We start from the raw sequence: 14,729 nt of genomic DNA on the forward strand, positions 1-14,729 counted from the left end.
TGTTGTGGCCCGGGGGCATCAATACCGAGCGGCGTCGGTGGGCTGAGGGGGGGTGGCTTGGGCCCATGGTGGGGTTCAAGGCGGGCGTCAGGGGCCCTTCCCGCGCGGCTCAGATGCTGGTGGCGCCGATTTCGACGCCGTGCTCGGCGGCGAGGCGGTGCAGGTCGTCCAGCTCGCCCTGCTCGACATCCGCGAGGAAGTCGTCGCCCGTCTCGCGCGCTTTCGTGAGGTCGGACTCGGTTGCCCTGATTCGTTGCAGCAGACCTGCGGTGAAAGCGTCCATAATGCGCCCCCTCATCGTGGGTCGGTGGCACGGGGGTGTGCCCGGGTTTCCCTCCGCGCGGAGGCGGTAGGGCGGGTGATCACGCGCTCTCCGGGGACGGAGCGGCCAGTGGTACGCCACATTCAAGGCGTGATCGCGGGTGTGAATGCGTCCTCCCCGGCCTCAAGCTCAGAGAAACCTCAACTGACCGGGAAATCCGGCGCATTCCCCGGAGCCCGGGGTGGGCCAGCGCCGTCTTACCGCCGGTTTATGCGCGTTGCGGGCAGGATGGAGCAGCACAGGGCATCACCGATGAGCGGCCCACATCACGGACCGTGAGTACATCGGGACGCTCTGAATTTTCCGTCTGATTTTTCTAAGGAAGGACAGCGCCGTGCGCGTACTCGTCGTGGAGGACGAGCAGCTGCTCGCCGATGCGGTGGCCACCGGGCTGCGCCGTGAGGCCATGGCCGTCGATGTCGTGTACGACGGTGCCGCGGCCCTGGAACGCGTCGAGGTCAACGACTACGACGTCGTGGTGCTGGACCGGGACCTCCCTCTGGTGCACGGCGACGACGTCTGCCGCCGGATCGTCGAGCTGGGCATGCCCACCCGGGTGCTCATGCTCACCGCGTCCGGTGACGTCAGTGACCGGGTGGAGGGCCTGGAACTGGGCGCCGACGACTATCTGCCCAAGCCGTTCGCCTTCAGCGAGCTCACGGCTCGGGTGCGGGCCCTGGGTCGGCGTACGACGGTGGCGCTGCCGCCCGTCCTGGAGCGCGCGGGCATCAAGCTCGACCCCAATCGACGCGAGGTCTTCCGGGGCGAGGCCGAGATCCAGCTCGCGCCGAAGGAGTTCGCCGTGCTGGAGGTCCTGATGCGCAGCGAAGGCGCGGTCGTCTCGGCCGAGCAGCTGCTGGAGAAGGCCTGGGACGAGAACACCGACCCGTTCACCAATGTCGTCCGGGTGACGGTCATGACGCTGCGCCGCAAACTCGGCGAGCCGCCCGTGATCGTCACCGTGCCCGGCTCCGGCTACCGGATCTGACGGCCGATGCCCTCCGTCCCCGTGCCGCCGACGGCGCCTCCGAAGCCCACCTGGGAGCCCAAACAGCAGGAGCCGCCCTACTGGCTGCGGCCGACCATCCGGATAAGGCTCACGCTGCTGTACGGCGGCATGTTCCTGATCGCGGGCATCCTGCTGCTGTCGATCATCTACATGCTGGCCGCGCAGGCCCTGCACGTGGGCAGCGAGCTGCCGTTCAAGATCGTGAGCGGTCAGGTCACCAGTGACGTGTGCAACTTCAACGACAAGTCGACGCCGGACGCCTTCAACGCGGCGATGAACTCCTGCGTCAACCATCAGCGCCAGCAGGCGCTGGACACCCTGCTGAACCGATCGCTGCTGGCCCTGGTCGGTCTCAGCGTCATCGCCTTCGCCTTCGGCTACGCCATGGCGGGCCGGGTGCTCTCACCACTGGGCCGGATCACCCGCACCGCCCGCCGGGTGGCCGGAACGGATCTGTCCCGCCGGATCGAGCTGGACGGCCCGGACGACGAGCTGAAGGAGCTCGCCGACACCTTCGACGAGATGCTGGACCGCCTGGAGCGGGCCTTCACCGCCCAGCAGCGGTTCGTCGGGAACGCGTCGCACGAGCTGCGGACCCCGCTCGCGATCAACCGGACGCTGCTGGAGGTCCATCTCTCCGATCCGCAGGCCCCGCCCGAGCTGAAACAGCTGGGCAAGACTCTGCTGGCCACCAATGAGCGCAGTGAGCAGCTGGTCGAGGGACTGCTGCTGCTCGCCCGCAGCGACAACCAGATCGTCGAGCGCAAACCGGTCGACCTCTCCGAGGTGGCCTCGCGCGCGATCGATCAGACGCGTGGCGAGGCGGAGGAACGGGGCGTGGAGATCCGTGCCGAGCTGGCCCCCGCCGTGATCCAGGGCAATGGCGTCCTGCTGGAGCGGATCGCGCTGAACCTCGTACAGAACGCCGTGCGCTACAACATCCCCGAGCAGGGCTGGGTGGAGGTCAGCACCGAGCTGCAGTCGGGCCATGCCCTGCTGGTGGTCTCGAACACGGGCCCCGTGGTTCCCGCGTACGAGATCGACAACCTCTTCGAGCCCTTCAGGCGGCTGCGTACGGAGCGAACGGGCAGCGACAAGGGGGTGGGGCTCGGACTGTCGATCGCGCGGTCCGTGGCGCGCGCTCACGGTGGCCGGATCGTCGCGGAACCCCGCGAGGGGGGTGGTCTTGTGATGCGTGTCTCACTGCCGGTCTGAGAGGCTGGGCGGAGCGATCCGCACACGCAGGAATTTGTTCGCTTTGAGCGGAATTTTCGGGACCTGGATCCGGAGCGGCCGTGTGTGATCGATCACAGAAGCGAATATCGGGACGTCAACGCTCCGTGATCGGGGTCGTCACCGGAAAACCCGCAAAAGTCGGGGTTTTCGGGGCCCGATATCACGGGAAGTACACGGGGTGGCGCCCGTGGAGCACGACACCGGGACCGTGTACGGTCCCCATCGCCACCCAAGCCGACCACTCCCGAGCGGTCCTTTTGGGTGTCGATTGAGTAACAGACCTTGATGTGAGGCAAAATCTCCGCCTCGGGTCGGGCACAAGTCCGGCCTCTCACGCGTTACGTGCGCTGAGACACCGCAGACACCCAGAGGGGGAGAGCGACATGGCAACGGATTACGACACCCCACGCAAGACCGATGACGACGTCGACCAGGACAGCCTTGAAGAGCTGAAGGCCCGCCGGAGCGACAAGACGGCGTCCGCCGTCGACGTCGACGAGTTCGACGCGGCCGAAGGGCTGGAGCTGCCCGGCGCAGACCTGTCCAACGAAGAACTGGCCGTGAGGGTCCTGCCCAAGCAAGCCGACGAGTTCACGTGCATGAGCTGCTTCCTCGTGCACCACAGGAGCCAGTTGGCACGCGAGAAGAACGGCCAGCCGATCTGCCGCGACTGCGACTAGGTCGAGCGGCCGTGGCAGGCGACACACCGTTCCGGAAGCGACGCTTTCGGCGCAAGAGGTCGTCGGAGGCGAATCAGGGCGGTACAGGCCCGGCAGAAGGCGTTGCAGCGCCTGCCGAGTGGTCCGCCCTGCCACCCTCCACGGGTGTGCGGGACGACGAGCGAGGCCGGTCGGCCTCGCTCGAAGTGGTCACGGCAGCCGAGGGAGTCGACACGGCCGATGGGGCCGGACAGGTCGACAGGACGGAGCCCATGACCGGGGCAGGCCGTCTGGGTTCGGTGAAACGGGGAGTACGCAAGGGCGGGGAGAGCATCAGGGCCGCGATCGGTCATATCGCCGACCTGATCATCGAAACGGCTCCCCGCGTCCCTGTGCGTGACCTCGCCACCCTGCGCAAGCAGTTCCCGGGCCTCGGGCCCGAGGAGCTCGCCGACAAGCTCATCGCGGGGGCGAGCAAGGCCACCGCCGCCGTCGGCGCAGGTATCGGCGCGGCGGCCATGATGCCCGTGCCGCCCGCCCTGCTCGCCGAGCTGACGGCGGAGATCACCGGTGTGGCCGCGATCGAGATGAAGCTCGTCGCCGAGCTGCACGAGGTCTACGGGCTGCGCCCGCCGGGCGGGCTCACCCAGCGTTCCACCGCCTACCTGACGTCCTGGACGGAGGAGCGCGGTATCGATGTCGCCCATCCCGCGACGGTCAACGCTGCGCTGGGTGGCCAGATGAAGCGCGAGCTGCGCCAGCAGATCATGAAGCGCACAGTGCGCAACCTGCCGAATCTCGTCCCGTTCATGATCGGCGCCGCCGTCGGCGCGATGGTGAACCGGCGCGACACCAGAAAGCTCGCCGAGCGGGTCAGGAAGGACCTGCGCAAGCGCCGGATCCCCTGGGACCGGCTTTCGGAGCTGCCACCGATGGATCCGGGCGGCCCGTACAAGGGGCGGCCGGGCGAGCCGGGGAGTTAGGGCCTCTCGTTCGGATCAGGTCCGGCGGGTCAGGACCTGCTGGAGGCCGACGAAGCCCCCGGGGAGGCCGCGAAGGCTCCTGTCGGGTACATGGAAGAACGAAGACGGCCCGGATCGCGAAGAACCCGGGACCAGGTCACTGCGGCCACGCCGCCGGGGTGTGCGTCGGGTGGCCTCGCAGGGCAGGTGGTGGTTTTGCGAGCACGCCTCTCCGGGCCGTGCCGCAATGCCCGGCCCGTGTCGCGGTGCGCCTTTCAGGTCCGTACCGCGCTGAGCGCGGCGACCAGGGCCTGCGGCTCGCGGGTCGACAGATAGACGTACGGCGTCGGGTCCTGCGGGTCGGTGACCTCCACCCGTACCGCCGTCGGGATGTAGCTGCGCAGCAGCATGAACGCGCGGGTGTCCGCCTTGTACGAGCGCCACGCACGCGCCTCCTCCGCGTCCAGCGCTTCGGCCTCACCGAGCGCCGACACCGGAATGCGCGCGTCACCGGCCACCAGGGCGCCCGCTACGACCCGGATCCTGGTCGAACCGTAGGAGCTGACCGCGACCGCCGAGAGCGCCGTGCCGCCCACCAGGCCGGCCAACAGCGGCAGGCTGCCGAGCGGCAGCAGCATCAGGGCACAGGCGATGCCGACCAGGAACGCGATGAACCACCACGAACGGGGTGCGGTCAGTCGTTCGTCGAAAGGCGGGGTGGAAGGCTGCATGAACCCAAGCTTGGCACGGTGCGACCTGCGGGTGGCCGCGCGGGTAAGGTCTGCGCGTGTGAGTGGAACATCTGCGGCTCTGAAGCCCCCGGCCGACGCGGTGAAACCGGTCCGGCATCCCGACGCCCCGGCTCCCGGCGAACTCCTCGGCGCGCACTACGAACACTGTTTCGGCTGCGGCGAGGGACAGCCCCACGGGCTGCACCTCCAGGCACGGGCCGGCGAGGGTGTCAGAGTCACCGCCGAGTTCACCGTGAAGGCCGCCCACCAGGGCGCCCCGGGCCTCGCACACGGTGGCATTCTGGCGACCGCGCTGGACGAGACGCTCGGCTCGCTGAACTGGCTGCTGCGGGTGATCGCCGTGACCGGACGGCTGGAGACCGACTTCGTCGCCCCGGTGCCGGTGGACACCGTGCTGTACCTCGACGCCGAGATCACCGCGGTGCACGGCCGGAAGATCTACTCCCGGGCGACGGGCCGGATCGGCGGCCCGGACGGGCCCGTGGCGGTCCGTGCCGAGGCCCTCTTCATCGAGGTGAAGGTCGACCACTTCATCGACAACGGCCGCCCGGCCGAGATCCGGGCCGCGATGGCAGATCCGGACCAGGTCAGGCGAGCCCGCGCGTTCGAGGTGAACCCCTGATGCGCCATCCCGTGGACGTACTGATCCGCCGGGTCGACCCGGACGTGCCGATTCCGGCCTATGGGCACCCCGGCGACGCCGGGGTCGATCTGGTGACCACCGAGGCCGCCGAACTGGCCCCGGGCGAGCGGGCGGTTCTCCCCACCGGGGTGTCGATCGCGCTGCCCGACGGGTATGCGGCGTTCGTGCACCCGCGGTCCGGCCTCGCCGCACGCTGCGGAGTCGCTCTCGTCAATGCCCCGGGGACGGTTGATGCCGGGTACCGTGGAGAGATCAAGGTGATCGTCATCAACCTCGACCCGCGGGAGCCCGTGCGGTTCGAGCGGTTCGACCGGATTGCCCAACTGGTCGTACAGCAGGTCGAGAAGGTGCGCTTCCACGAAGTGGCCGAGCTGCCCGGCTCGGCTCGCGGCGAGGGAGGCTTCGGATCCACCGGAGGGCACGCTTCCGGTGATGTTGGTGGCGTCAGGGGCGGGATTACCCAGGGCGGGAACAGCTACGCTTCGGTCGTACCCGACCGGGAAGGACAGTGACGTGTTCGGACGTCGCAAGAAGAGTGGTTCCGCCGATGACGTGGCGGACGAAGCGCGCGAGGCCGAGCAGGTCGTCGACGAGCTCGATGACGGCGACGGGGCCGACAGCGGCTCGCGTCGGGTGAATCTCCCGCCGGCGCCGCGGCCGGACGGACCGTGGGACATCACCGAGGTCTCCCAGCCCGGCGAGGGCCGGGTCGACCTGGGCGGCGTGTTCGTGCCCGGCGTCGAGGGCATGGAGCTGCGGGTCGAGGTCGCCGGTGACGCGATCGTGGCCGCGACCGTGGTGCTGCACGACAGTGCCATTCAGCTGCAGGCCTTCGCCGCGCCCAAGAAGGAGGGCATCTGGGGCGAGGTCCGCGAGGAGATCGCCTCCGGCATCACCCAGCAGGGTGGGATCATCGACGAGGTCGAGGGTCCGCTGGGCTGGGAGCTGCGCGCCCAGGTCCCCGTACAGCTCCCCGACGGGACGAACGGTGTGCAGTTGGTGCGCTTCGTCGGCGTCGACGGGCCGCGCTGGTTCCTGCGCGGAGTGATCTCCGGCCAGGGTGCCGTGCAGCCGGAGGCTGCGGGGCTGCTGGAGACGATCTTCCGGGACACCGTGGTCGTCCGAGGCGAGGGCCCGATGGCGCCGCGCGATCCGATCGTCCTCAAGCTCCCCAACGACGCCCAGATGGTGCCCGAGGGCGTCCAGCAGGAGAACCAGGAGGGCTCGAAGTTCTCCGGTGGCATGGGTCAGCTCCAGCGCGGACCCGAGATCACCGAGGTGCGCTGAGCGGATACGGGCTGCCGCCCGGCACGGCTGAAGACCGATGGGCCGTACTTCCTTTCGAGGGGGTGCGGCCCACCGGCCTTTCGGCGTCCGGAGGGATCGCCGGGACAAGCCCGCAAGGGACCACTGGACGATCCCGAAACGCCGAGTGCCCAGGTCCACCCGCGGTGTGAGTGGATGCGCGGGCCCGGACAACCCACGGCTTCGATGTCCGCGACGAGGACGTCGCCCGCCTCTCACCGGTTGTACGACACCACTTCAACATGCCCGGCCGGTACTCCTTCCCGATTGCCCGACCTGCCCGGCGGGCTGCGACCCCTGAGTGACCCGGGCAGCCATGACGAGGAATCACGGTGTGCACTTCGCCACGTGCTGCTAACGTCTGCAGATGAAGCGCGCTGCTATGACGACGACGCCGGAGAGTGTCCCGGCGCGCTGACAGATGTCTTGGTCCGAAGCCCCGGGGCGAGTGCCCCGGGGCTTCGCCTTGCGGTCATTCGCCCGATGTCCGTGAGGAGACCGCCATGCATGACCACCGCAAGCTCGGCCGTGAACTGGGCCTGTTCGACACCGACCCGCTGATCGGCGCGGGCCTGCCGTACTGGCTGCCCGACGGCGCGGCAGTACGGCACACCCTGGAGGAGTACATCCGCGCCGCCGAGCGGCGCGCGGGCTACCGCCACGTGTACTCACCGGTGCTCGGCAAGCGGGAGTTGTACGAGATCTCGGGGCACTGGGCGCACTACGGCGACGACATGTTCCCCCCGATGGACCTCGGCGGGGAGCAGGTCGTCCTGCGGCCGAGCCTCTGCCCCCATCACGCGGTGATCTACCGCTCCCGCCCCCACAGCTACCGCGAGCTGCCCCTGCGCATGGCCGAGTTGGGAGGCATGTACCGCTCCGAACTCTCGGGCGTGCTCGGCGGACTGACCCGGGTGCGGGCCATCCAGCTCAATGACGCGCACATCTTCTGCACCCCGGACCAGGTCGCCGAGGAGGCGCAGGCGGCGCTGGAGATGATCCGCCGGGCGTACGAGGCGCTCGGCATCACCCCGACCCGCTACCGTCTCTCCCTCCCGGGCTCCGGTGGCAAGTACGTTGCCGCGCCCGCGAAGTGGCAACGATCCACTGCCCTGCTGACCGACGTCCTCGATCGTTCCGGCCTGCCCCACGAGGCGGCTGAGGGTGAGGCCGCGTTCTACGGCCCCAAGATCGACGTCCAGGTCACCGACGGTGCCGGCCGGGAGTCCACCCTGTCCACCGTCCAGGTCGACTTCCATCAGCCCGAGCAGTTCGATCTGCATTACATCGGCGCGGACGGCGCCAGACACCGCCCGGTCATGGTCCACCGCAGCATCATCGGCAGTGTGGAGCGAGCCGTCGCCCATCTCATCGAACAGCACGGCGGTGCCTTTCCCGCCTGGCTCGCCCCCACTCAGCTGGTCATTCTCCCGGTCTCCGACACCGAACTGCCGAACGCCGCAGCCCTCGCCCGACGGTGTACCCACCTCGGACTGCGTGCCGAGATCGCGGGACCGGAACGCGGCAGCCTGGGCGCCCGTGTCCGAGAGGCCCGCCTGGTTCCGTACCAAGCCGTCATCGGCGCCAAGGAGGCCGCTGACGATCACGTCGCACTGCGTTTGCGTGACGGACGCCGACTCGACCCGCAGCCGGTCAGTGACGTACTCACCCACATCAGCGGTCTCGTCGGGGCCCACAGCACCGACCTGTGGGTCGATGCCACCTCATAGCAGGCGTCGCGTGCCGGGTGCGGTCCCGCGGTGGGTGACGAACGCCGGACCGCGCGTACGGCCCTCGGCCGGACAGGTGTCCAGGGGCGGGGTACGGGCGGGGACTCTGCGGGCGGTGACCAGCGACAACCGGGCCCCACGCACGCAGCACCTCAGGAGAGATTCACTGTCGTGCTGTGCGCAGCTTGAGAATGTATGCCGCGGTAAGCGCAACGGCACGGTCCTCGTCATGTGACAGATCTACGAGGGCACGCGACGCCGCGTCCCCCGGGATCTCCGCGAGCGCCTGTGTCAGCCGTCGACGTGCGGACGATCCGACGGCGCTGCGGGCGAGGCAGTCGACGAGCCCGGTAGCGATCCGATCCGCCAACGCGCGATCACTCGCCAGCGTGCTCAGTGCATCGGCTGCGTCGGCGTCGTTCCTCTCCTCGACGATCATTTCGATGAGCGTCGGGACCGCGTCGGCTGCTCCACGTGCCCCGAGCGCCAGAGCCGCGTACCCGCGGACCACGACGTCGGGGTTCGTGAGAGCGTCCTGCAGCAGTGCGGTCGCCTCACCGTTCGGAATCTCGGCGATGGACCGGACGGCACGTTTGCGTACCTCGGCGGCGGGTGATCCGAGGCCCTTCGCCAGCAGCGCCGGACCGTCCCCGCCCGCTTGTGCCAGAGCCCAACGCAGGGCTCCGGCGACGTTCGGATCCGACTCGCTCAGCACGGCCTCGACCAGTGCCTCCACCGGCACGGGAACTTCCTCGATCGCGGACAGGGCCGCGCGCTGTCGCGCCCCCGCGCTCTTCGACCCCAACGCCTGGAGGAGCGCGACGATCTGGAGGACGTCCTCCCAGCCGGCGGGTTCCGCGGCACCGATCCGACGGAGTCGCGTGAGCAGCTCCGTCTCTGCTGCGATGCGGTCCCGCGCCTGGCGGATGAGGTCGTCGACGAGCTCCGCGGGCGCGAAGCCGGGATCGTCGAGCGCGCGCCCGACATCGCGCAGCGACAGCCCCAATGACCGCAGGCTCTCGATGTGGAAGATTCGCCGGATGTTCTCGCTGGAGTACTCCCGATAGCCGGAGCCGGTACGGCCCGTCGGCCGCACCAGGCCGAGCGATTCGTAGTGCCTGAGCATGCGGGCGCTGACCCCGGACCGTCGCGCGACATCACCGATCAACACTGCCTACTGCCCCTCCTGCTGGCCGGCCCCGCCGAGGGCCACGATGCGCTTCGCCTCCTCGATCGCGGACTCGAATCCGGCATTCGGGTCGCGCCACAGCCGTTCCGTGGCGATCGCGTGCGCGCGCACGCGAGGGTCGAGATCCCTCGTCGCGGCGCCCAGTGCCGGCAACATCACCTCCCCGAGCGCGATCAGCGCCCGGCTGAGGCTCAGCTGCGTCTCGCGTTCGCCGCGCCCGAGCTGTGTCGCCAACACTACGGCCAACTCGCGCTCCTCACCTTCGGGCACGAGCACGACCGCTGCCCGCCAGGCGCTCCGGGCCACCTCGTCGTCGGCGTCGGACAGCAGCGCCGGTGTGATCGCCGGCCATGCTTGCCGATCCCCGATCTTGGACAGCGTGTGCAACGCCTGGCTCCGTGCCTGCGCACGTTCCGAGCGGACTTCGTCGAGAAGCACCGGGACCGTCATCGACGCCGCGTGGCGGGTGAGTGCCCACGTCAGCATTTCACGCACGTAGAACTCGGGTTCGATCGCGCATTGCTCGATGAGCTTGCCGATGAACTCCGGGTCCGGGGTCGTGCCGACCGCCAGCGCTGCCCGCAACCGGACCGACGAGCTGTTGTTCTCCAGCCCCTGGAGAGCTCGCATCGTGTTCGCGTCCTCTTTCGGCAGGGTCATGAGGGCCACCTCCTTGGCCGCAGTGAAGACCCTGTCACTGTGTCAAGGTCAAGCGGAGCCGGGCCGCCGGGAGATGGCCGGCGTGCTCGGCGCGGGGCGCTGCGTCCAGGGGCCGGCCGTCATGGCGGCTTCGGGGCGCACAAAGGGGCGCGTATGGGGTGCGTATAGGGCACGTATGTGCGCCGTCAAAGGCCCGACCCTCCCCGTAAGGAAGCCATCAACGCAAGGCCGGGAGGGTCGGGACGCGGGGTTTGCTCAGGAGGTCAGAGATTCCGTACCTCATCTAGGAGCACACGATGGCCGATGTGGCCTTCGTCGTCACCACGATCGCGGTGTTCGCGTTGGTGGCTCTCGTCGCCAAGGGGGTGGCCAAGCTGTGACCGCCGAAAACGTCGTCGGCCTCGTCGTGGCCGTCGCCCTGCTGGGCTATCTCATCCTCGCCCTTCTGTACCCGGAGAGGTTCTGAGCCCGATATGAGCCCCGTCCTCGCTGGTGCGCTCCAGGTTCTCGCGCTCGTCGTGGCGCTGGCACTGGCATACCGTCCGCTCGGTGACCACATGGCCGGCGTCTACTCCTCGCAGAAGCACCTACGCGTCGAGAAGTGGATGTACAAGGCCGTAGGCGTCAACCCCGACGCACAGATGCGCTGGCCCGCGTACCTGCGCGGGGTCCTCGCCTTCTCCGCGGTGAGTGTTCTCTTCCTCTATCTGCTGCAGCGGCTCCAGGGCGCTCTGCCCGGTTCGCTCGGCTTCGCCTCGATCGACCCCGACCAGGCCTTCAACACGGCGGCTTCGTTCGTCGCGAACACCAACTGGCAGTCGTACTACGGCGAGCAGGCCATGGGCCATGTCGTCCAGACCGGCGGCCTCGCGGTGCAGAACTTCGTCTCGGCGGCGGTCGGTATTGCCGTCGCGGTGGCGCTGGTACGGGGCTTCGCCCGCTCCCGCACCGGTGAACTGGGCAACTTCTGGTCCGACCTGGTGCGCGGCACCGTCCGGATCCTGCTGCCGATCGCCGTGGCCGGCGCGCTGGTGCTGGTCGCCTGCGGTGCCATCCAGAACCTCTCCGGCATCCATGAGGTCGGCCAGTTCATGGGCGGTTCGCAGCAGTGGAACGGCGGAGCGGTGGCCTCGCAGGAGGTCATCAAGGAGCTGGGTACGAACGGCGGCGGCTACTTCAACGCCAACTCGTCCCACCCGTTCGAGAACCCCAACGGGCTGTCCAACCTCTTCGAGATCTTCCTGATCCTGGTCATTCCGTTCGCGCTCACGCGGACGTTCGGCCGGATGGTCGGCTCGCTGAAGCAGGGCTACGCGATCCTGGCGGCGATGGGTGTCATCTGGCTGGGCTTCACCACTCTGATGATGTGGACCGAGTTCAGCCACCACGGGCCCGCCTTCGACATCGCGGGCGGAGCCATGGAGGGGAAGGAGACCCGGTTCGGGATCGCCGGCTCGTCGATCTTCGCCGTGGCCACGACGCTCACCTCCACGGGTGCGGTCAACTCCTTCCACTCCTCGTACACGGGCTTCGGCGGGGGCATCGCGATGCTGGGCATGCAGCTCGGCGAGATCGCGCCCGGCGGGGTCGGATCCGGCCTCTACGGCATGCTCATCATGGCGATCATCGCGGTCTTCATCGCGGGCCTGATGGTCGGCCGTACGCCCGAGTACCTCGGCAAGAAGATCGGCACCCGGCAGATCAAGCTCGCGGCCTGTTACATCCTGATCACCCCGGCGCTGGTGCTCTGCTTCACCGCCGCGGCGCTGGTCCTGCCCACCCCGCCGCACTCCATGCTGAACTCCGGTGCGCATGGATTCTCCGAGGTGCTGTACGCGTACACCTCGGGTGCCAACAACAACGGTTCGGCCTTCGCCGGGCTGAACGCCGACACGCAGTGGTTCAACACGACCATCGGTCTCGCGATGCTGCTGGGCCGCTTCCTGCCGATGGTGTTCGTGCTGGCGCTGGCCGGCTCGCTCGCCGAGCAGAGGCCCGTACCGGCGACCGTGGGAACCCTGGGCACGCACAAGCCGCTGTTCAGCGGGCTGCTGGTCGGGACGATCCTGATCATCACCGGGCTGACCTACTTCCCGGCCCTGGCGCTGGGGCCGCTGGCCGAAGGGCTGGCGTCATGACCACTCGTACGAAGCAAGAGGACTCGATGTCCACTGTCACCCCCACCCGGGCACCCCACCAGGACGCGCCCACGGTTCATCAGAGCGAAGGACGCGTCGGCGGGGGCCTGTTCGATCCCGGACAACTGCTCAAGTCCTTCCCCGACGCCGTACGCAAGCTCGACCCCCGGGTGATGGTCAAGTCTCCGGTGATGTTCGTGGTGCTGATCGGTTCGGTGTTCACCACCGTGCTGGCGTGCCTGAACCCCGGCGACTGGTTCGGCTGGGCGATCGCGGCCTGGCTGTGGCTGACCACGATCTTCGCCAACCTGGCGGAGGCGGTCGCCGAGGGGCGCGGCAAGGCGCAGGCCGACACGCTGCGCAGGGCCAAGACCGACACCGTCGCCCGGCGGATCATCGGCACGAACGAGGAGCGGGTCCCCGGCACCGAACTGCGCATCGGTGATCTGGCGGTCTGCGAGGCCGGTGACATCATCCCCGGCGACGGGGACGTCGTCGACGGTGTCGCGAGCGTCGACGAGTCCGCGATCACGGGTGAATCGGCGCCGGTCATCAGGGAGTCCGGCGGCGACCGCTCGGCCGTCACCGGTGGTACGAAGGTGCTCTCCGACCGGATCGTCGTCAAGATCACCACCAAGCCGGGTGAAACGTTCATCGACCGGATGATCGCACTCGTGGAGGGGGCGGCCCGGCAGAAGACGCCCAACGAGATCGCGCTGAACATCCTGCTCGCGTCCCTCACCATCGTCTTCCTGCTCGCCGTCGTCACCCTCCAGCCGTTCGCGATCTACGCGGGCCAGAAGCAGTCGATGATCGTGCTGACCGCGCTGCTGGTCTGCCTGATCCCGACGACCATCGGAGCGCTGCTCTCCGCGATCGGAATCGCCGGGATGGACCGGCTGGTGCAGCGCAATGTGCTCGCGATGTCGGGGCGTGCCGTCGAGGCCGCCGGCGATGTCTCGACCCTGCTGCTGGACAAGACCGGCACCATCACGCTCGGCAACCGGCAGGCCGCCGAGTTCGTCCCCGTCAGGGGCACGACCGAGGCCGAACTGGCGGACGCCGCCCAGCTGTCCTCACTGGCCGACGAGACGCCCGAGGGCCGCTCGATCGTGGTGCTCGCCAAGGAGAAGTACGGGCTGCGCGAGCGCCATCAGGGCGAACTGCGGCAGGCCGAGTGGGTCGCGTTCACCGCCCAGACCCGGATGTCGGGCGTGGACGTCGACGGACGCAGGGTCCGCAAGGGCGCGAGCGGTTCCGTCGTCGCGTGGGTCGAGGAGCGCGGCGGCAGCGTCTCGCCGGAGGCACGGACGCTCACCGACCGGATCTCCGAGGCCGGCGGAACACCGCTGCTGGTGGCGCTGGAGGACGGGCGGGGCGCCCGGGTCCTGGGCGTCATCCACCTCAAGGACGTCGTCAAGGAGGGCATGCGGGAGCGGTTCGACGAGCTGCGCCGGATGGGCATCAGGACGGTCATGATCACGGGCGACAACCCGCTGACGGCGAAGGCCATCGCCGAGGAGGCGGGGGTGGACGACTTCCTCGCGGAGGCCACGCCCGAGGACAAGATGGCCCTCATCAAGCGGGAGCAGGCGGGCGGCAAGCTCGTCGCGATGACGGGCGACGGGACCAATGACGCACCCGCGCTGGCCCAGGCGGACGTGGGCGTGGCCATGAACACCGGCACCTCGGCCGCCAAGGAGGCCGGGAACATGGTGGACCTGGACTCCAACCCCACCAAGCTGATCGAGATCGTCGAGATCGGCAAGCAACTGCTCATCACCCGGGGCGCGCTGACGACGTTCTCGATCGCCAACGACGTCGCGAAGTACTTCGCGATCATCCCGGCGATGTTCGCGGTGGTCCATCCCGGCCTGGACACGCTCAACATCATGCGTCTGTCCTCGCCGGAGTCCGCGATCCTGTCGGCGGTCGTGTTCAACGCGCTGATCATCGTCGCACTGGTGCCGCTCGCCCTGAAGGGCGTGCGCTACCGGCCCAGCAGCGCCGACTCGATGCTCCGGCGCAACCTCGGGATCTACGGAATCGGTGGACTGGTCGCCCCGTTCATCGGCATCAAGATCATCGACCTGATCATCTCCCACATCCCCGGAATCGGCTGAC

General features: G+C 68.9%; 15 protein-coding genes. 11 read left to right on the forward strand and 4 right to left on the reverse strand.

The annotated features are described in order from the left end of the window. Positions 1–109 precede the first annotated feature (109 nt). The gene (locus ACIOHC_RS12865) at positions 110–283 is read right to left on the reverse strand and encodes a hypothetical protein (protein ID WP_351084827.1); all 174 of its coding nucleotides are present in this window, start codon (positions 281–283) and stop codon (positions 110–112) included. A 373-nt stretch (positions 284–656) separates the two neighbouring features. Between ACIOHC_RS12865 and ACIOHC_RS12870 the strand changes: the two genes are divergently transcribed. The 4 genes from ACIOHC_RS12870 to ACIOHC_RS12885 all read left to right on the forward strand — a co-directional run bounded on the left by ACIOHC_RS12870 (position 657) and on the right by ACIOHC_RS12885 (position 4,209). Next, positions 657–1,310, forward strand: coding sequence for a response regulator transcription factor (locus ACIOHC_RS12870; protein WP_266357093.1), 654 nt, complete (start codon positions 657–659; stop codon positions 1,308–1,310). 6 nt (positions 1,311–1,316) lie between these two features. After that, entirely contained in the window at positions 1,317–2,546 is a 1,230-nt protein-coding gene (locus ACIOHC_RS12875) for an ATP-binding protein (RefSeq protein ID WP_351084830.1), read from the forward strand. Between the two features lie 404 nt (positions 2,547–2,950). After that, complete coding sequence (locus tag ACIOHC_RS12880) at positions 2,951–3,247, forward strand: DUF4193 domain-containing protein (RefSeq protein WP_003965732.1); 297 nt, start codon at positions 2,951–2,953, stop codon at positions 3,245–3,247. Positions 3,248–3,258: 11 nt separating this feature from the next. Then, positions 3,259–4,209: a hypothetical protein gene (locus tag ACIOHC_RS12885; protein ID WP_351084832.1), complete on the forward strand. Its 951-nt coding sequence runs from the start codon at positions 3,259–3,261 to the stop codon at positions 4,207–4,209. A gap of 254 nt (positions 4,210–4,463) precedes the next feature. Here ACIOHC_RS12885 and ACIOHC_RS12890 read toward each other — a convergent pair whose 3' ends face one another. After that, entirely contained in the window at positions 4,464–4,919 is a 456-nt protein-coding gene (locus tag ACIOHC_RS12890; protein WP_351084835.1) for a DUF3093 domain-containing protein, read from the reverse strand. Between the two features lie 58 nt (positions 4,920–4,977). On the opposite strand from ACIOHC_RS12890, the gene ACIOHC_RS12895 reads away from it, so the two are divergent. From ACIOHC_RS12895 to thrS, 4 genes are all read left to right on the forward strand, one after another. After that, positions 4,978–5,562 (forward strand): PaaI family thioesterase, encoded by a 585-nt coding sequence (locus tag ACIOHC_RS12895; RefSeq protein ID WP_351084837.1) that lies wholly within the window; start codon positions 4,978–4,980, stop codon positions 5,560–5,562. Next, on the forward strand, positions 5,562–6,095 hold the full coding sequence (gene dut / locus ACIOHC_RS12900; RefSeq protein WP_351084839.1) for a dUTP diphosphatase: 534 nt from the start codon (positions 5,562–5,564) through the stop codon (positions 6,093–6,095). Before ACIOHC_RS12895 ends, dut begins: the two co-directional genes overlap by 1 nt. Before the next feature lies 1 nt (position 6,096). Next, positions 6,097–6,870 carry a DUF3710 domain-containing protein gene (locus ACIOHC_RS12905; RefSeq protein ID WP_351084841.1) on the forward strand — a complete coding sequence of 258 codons (774 nt, stop codon included), beginning with the start codon at positions 6,097–6,099 and terminating at the stop codon, positions 6,868–6,870. Positions 6,871–7,289: 419 nt separating this feature from the next. After that, entirely contained in the window at positions 7,290–8,618 is a 1,329-nt protein-coding gene (gene thrS / locus ACIOHC_RS12910; protein ID WP_351084844.1) for a threonine--tRNA ligase, read from the forward strand. 163 nt (positions 8,619–8,781) lie between these two features. On the opposite strand, the gene ACIOHC_RS12915 is transcribed toward thrS, so the two are convergent. Both ACIOHC_RS12915 and ACIOHC_RS12920 read right to left on the reverse strand, forming a co-directional pair. Further along, positions 8,782–9,789 carry a HEAT repeat domain-containing protein gene (locus ACIOHC_RS12915; protein WP_351084846.1) on the reverse strand — a complete coding sequence of 336 codons (1,008 nt, stop codon included), beginning with the start codon at positions 9,787–9,789 and terminating at the stop codon, positions 8,782–8,784. A gap of 3 nt (positions 9,790–9,792) precedes the next feature. Continuing rightward, positions 9,793–10,467 (reverse strand): HEAT repeat domain-containing protein, encoded by a 675-nt coding sequence (locus tag ACIOHC_RS12920; protein WP_351084848.1) that lies wholly within the window; start codon positions 10,465–10,467, stop codon positions 9,793–9,795. 376 nt (positions 10,468–10,843) lie between these two features. On the opposite strand from ACIOHC_RS12920, the gene kdpF reads away from it, so the two are divergent. The 3 genes from kdpF to kdpB are packed head-to-tail and all read left to right on the forward strand — an operon-like array spanning position 10,844 to position 14,728. Further along, positions 10,844–10,933: a K(+)-transporting ATPase subunit F gene (gene kdpF, locus ACIOHC_RS12925; protein ID WP_351084850.1), complete on the forward strand. Its 90-nt coding sequence runs from the start codon at positions 10,844–10,846 to the stop codon at positions 10,931–10,933. A gap of 7 nt (positions 10,934–10,940) precedes the next feature. Continuing rightward, positions 10,941–12,605: a potassium-transporting ATPase subunit KdpA gene (gene kdpA / locus ACIOHC_RS12930; protein WP_401842707.1), complete on the forward strand. Its 1,665-nt coding sequence runs from the start codon at positions 10,941–10,943 to the stop codon at positions 12,603–12,605. Continuing rightward, complete coding sequence (gene kdpB, locus ACIOHC_RS12935) at positions 12,602–14,728, forward strand: potassium-transporting ATPase subunit KdpB (RefSeq protein WP_351084854.1); 2,127 nt, start codon at positions 12,602–12,604, stop codon at positions 14,726–14,728. Before kdpA ends, kdpB begins: the two co-directional genes overlap by 4 nt. The last annotated feature ends 1 nt before the right edge of the window (position 14,729 follow it).

Origin of the sequence: Streptomyces sp. NPDC088252 (genome assembly GCF_044740965.1) — a bacterium.
Classification (GTDB): domain Bacteria; phylum Actinomycetota; class Actinomycetes; order Streptomycetales; family Streptomycetaceae; genus Streptomyces.

Excerpts from the sequence above, each read along its gene's own strand:
- kdpB (WP_351084854.1), top strand. The coding sequence starts at position 12,602 with ATGACCACTCGTACGAAGCAAGAGGACTCGATGTCCACTGTCACCCCC.
- ACIOHC_RS12920 (WP_351084848.1), bottom strand. The coding sequence starts at position 10,467 with ATGACCCTGCCGAAAGAGGACGCGAACACGATGCGAGCTCTCCAGGGG.
- ACIOHC_RS12875 (WP_351084830.1), top strand. The coding sequence starts at position 1,317 with ATGCCCTCCGTCCCCGTGCCGCCGACGGCGCCTCCGAAGCCCACCTGG.
- kdpA (WP_401842707.1), top strand. The coding sequence starts at position 10,941 with ATGAGCCCCGTCCTCGCTGGTGCGCTCCAGGTTCTCGCGCTCGTCGTG.
- ACIOHC_RS12890 (WP_351084835.1), bottom strand. The coding sequence starts at position 4,919 with ATGCAGCCTTCCACCCCGCCTTTCGACGAACGACTGACCGCACCCCGT.
- dut (WP_351084839.1), top strand. The coding sequence starts at position 5,562 with ATGCGCCATCCCGTGGACGTACTGATCCGCCGGGTCGACCCGGACGTG.
- ACIOHC_RS12880 (WP_003965732.1), top strand. The coding sequence starts at position 2,951 with ATGGCAACGGATTACGACACCCCACGCAAGACCGATGACGACGTCGAC.
- ACIOHC_RS12865 (WP_351084827.1), bottom strand. The coding sequence starts at position 283 with ATGGACGCTTTCACCGCAGGTCTGCTGCAACGAATCAGGGCAACCGAG.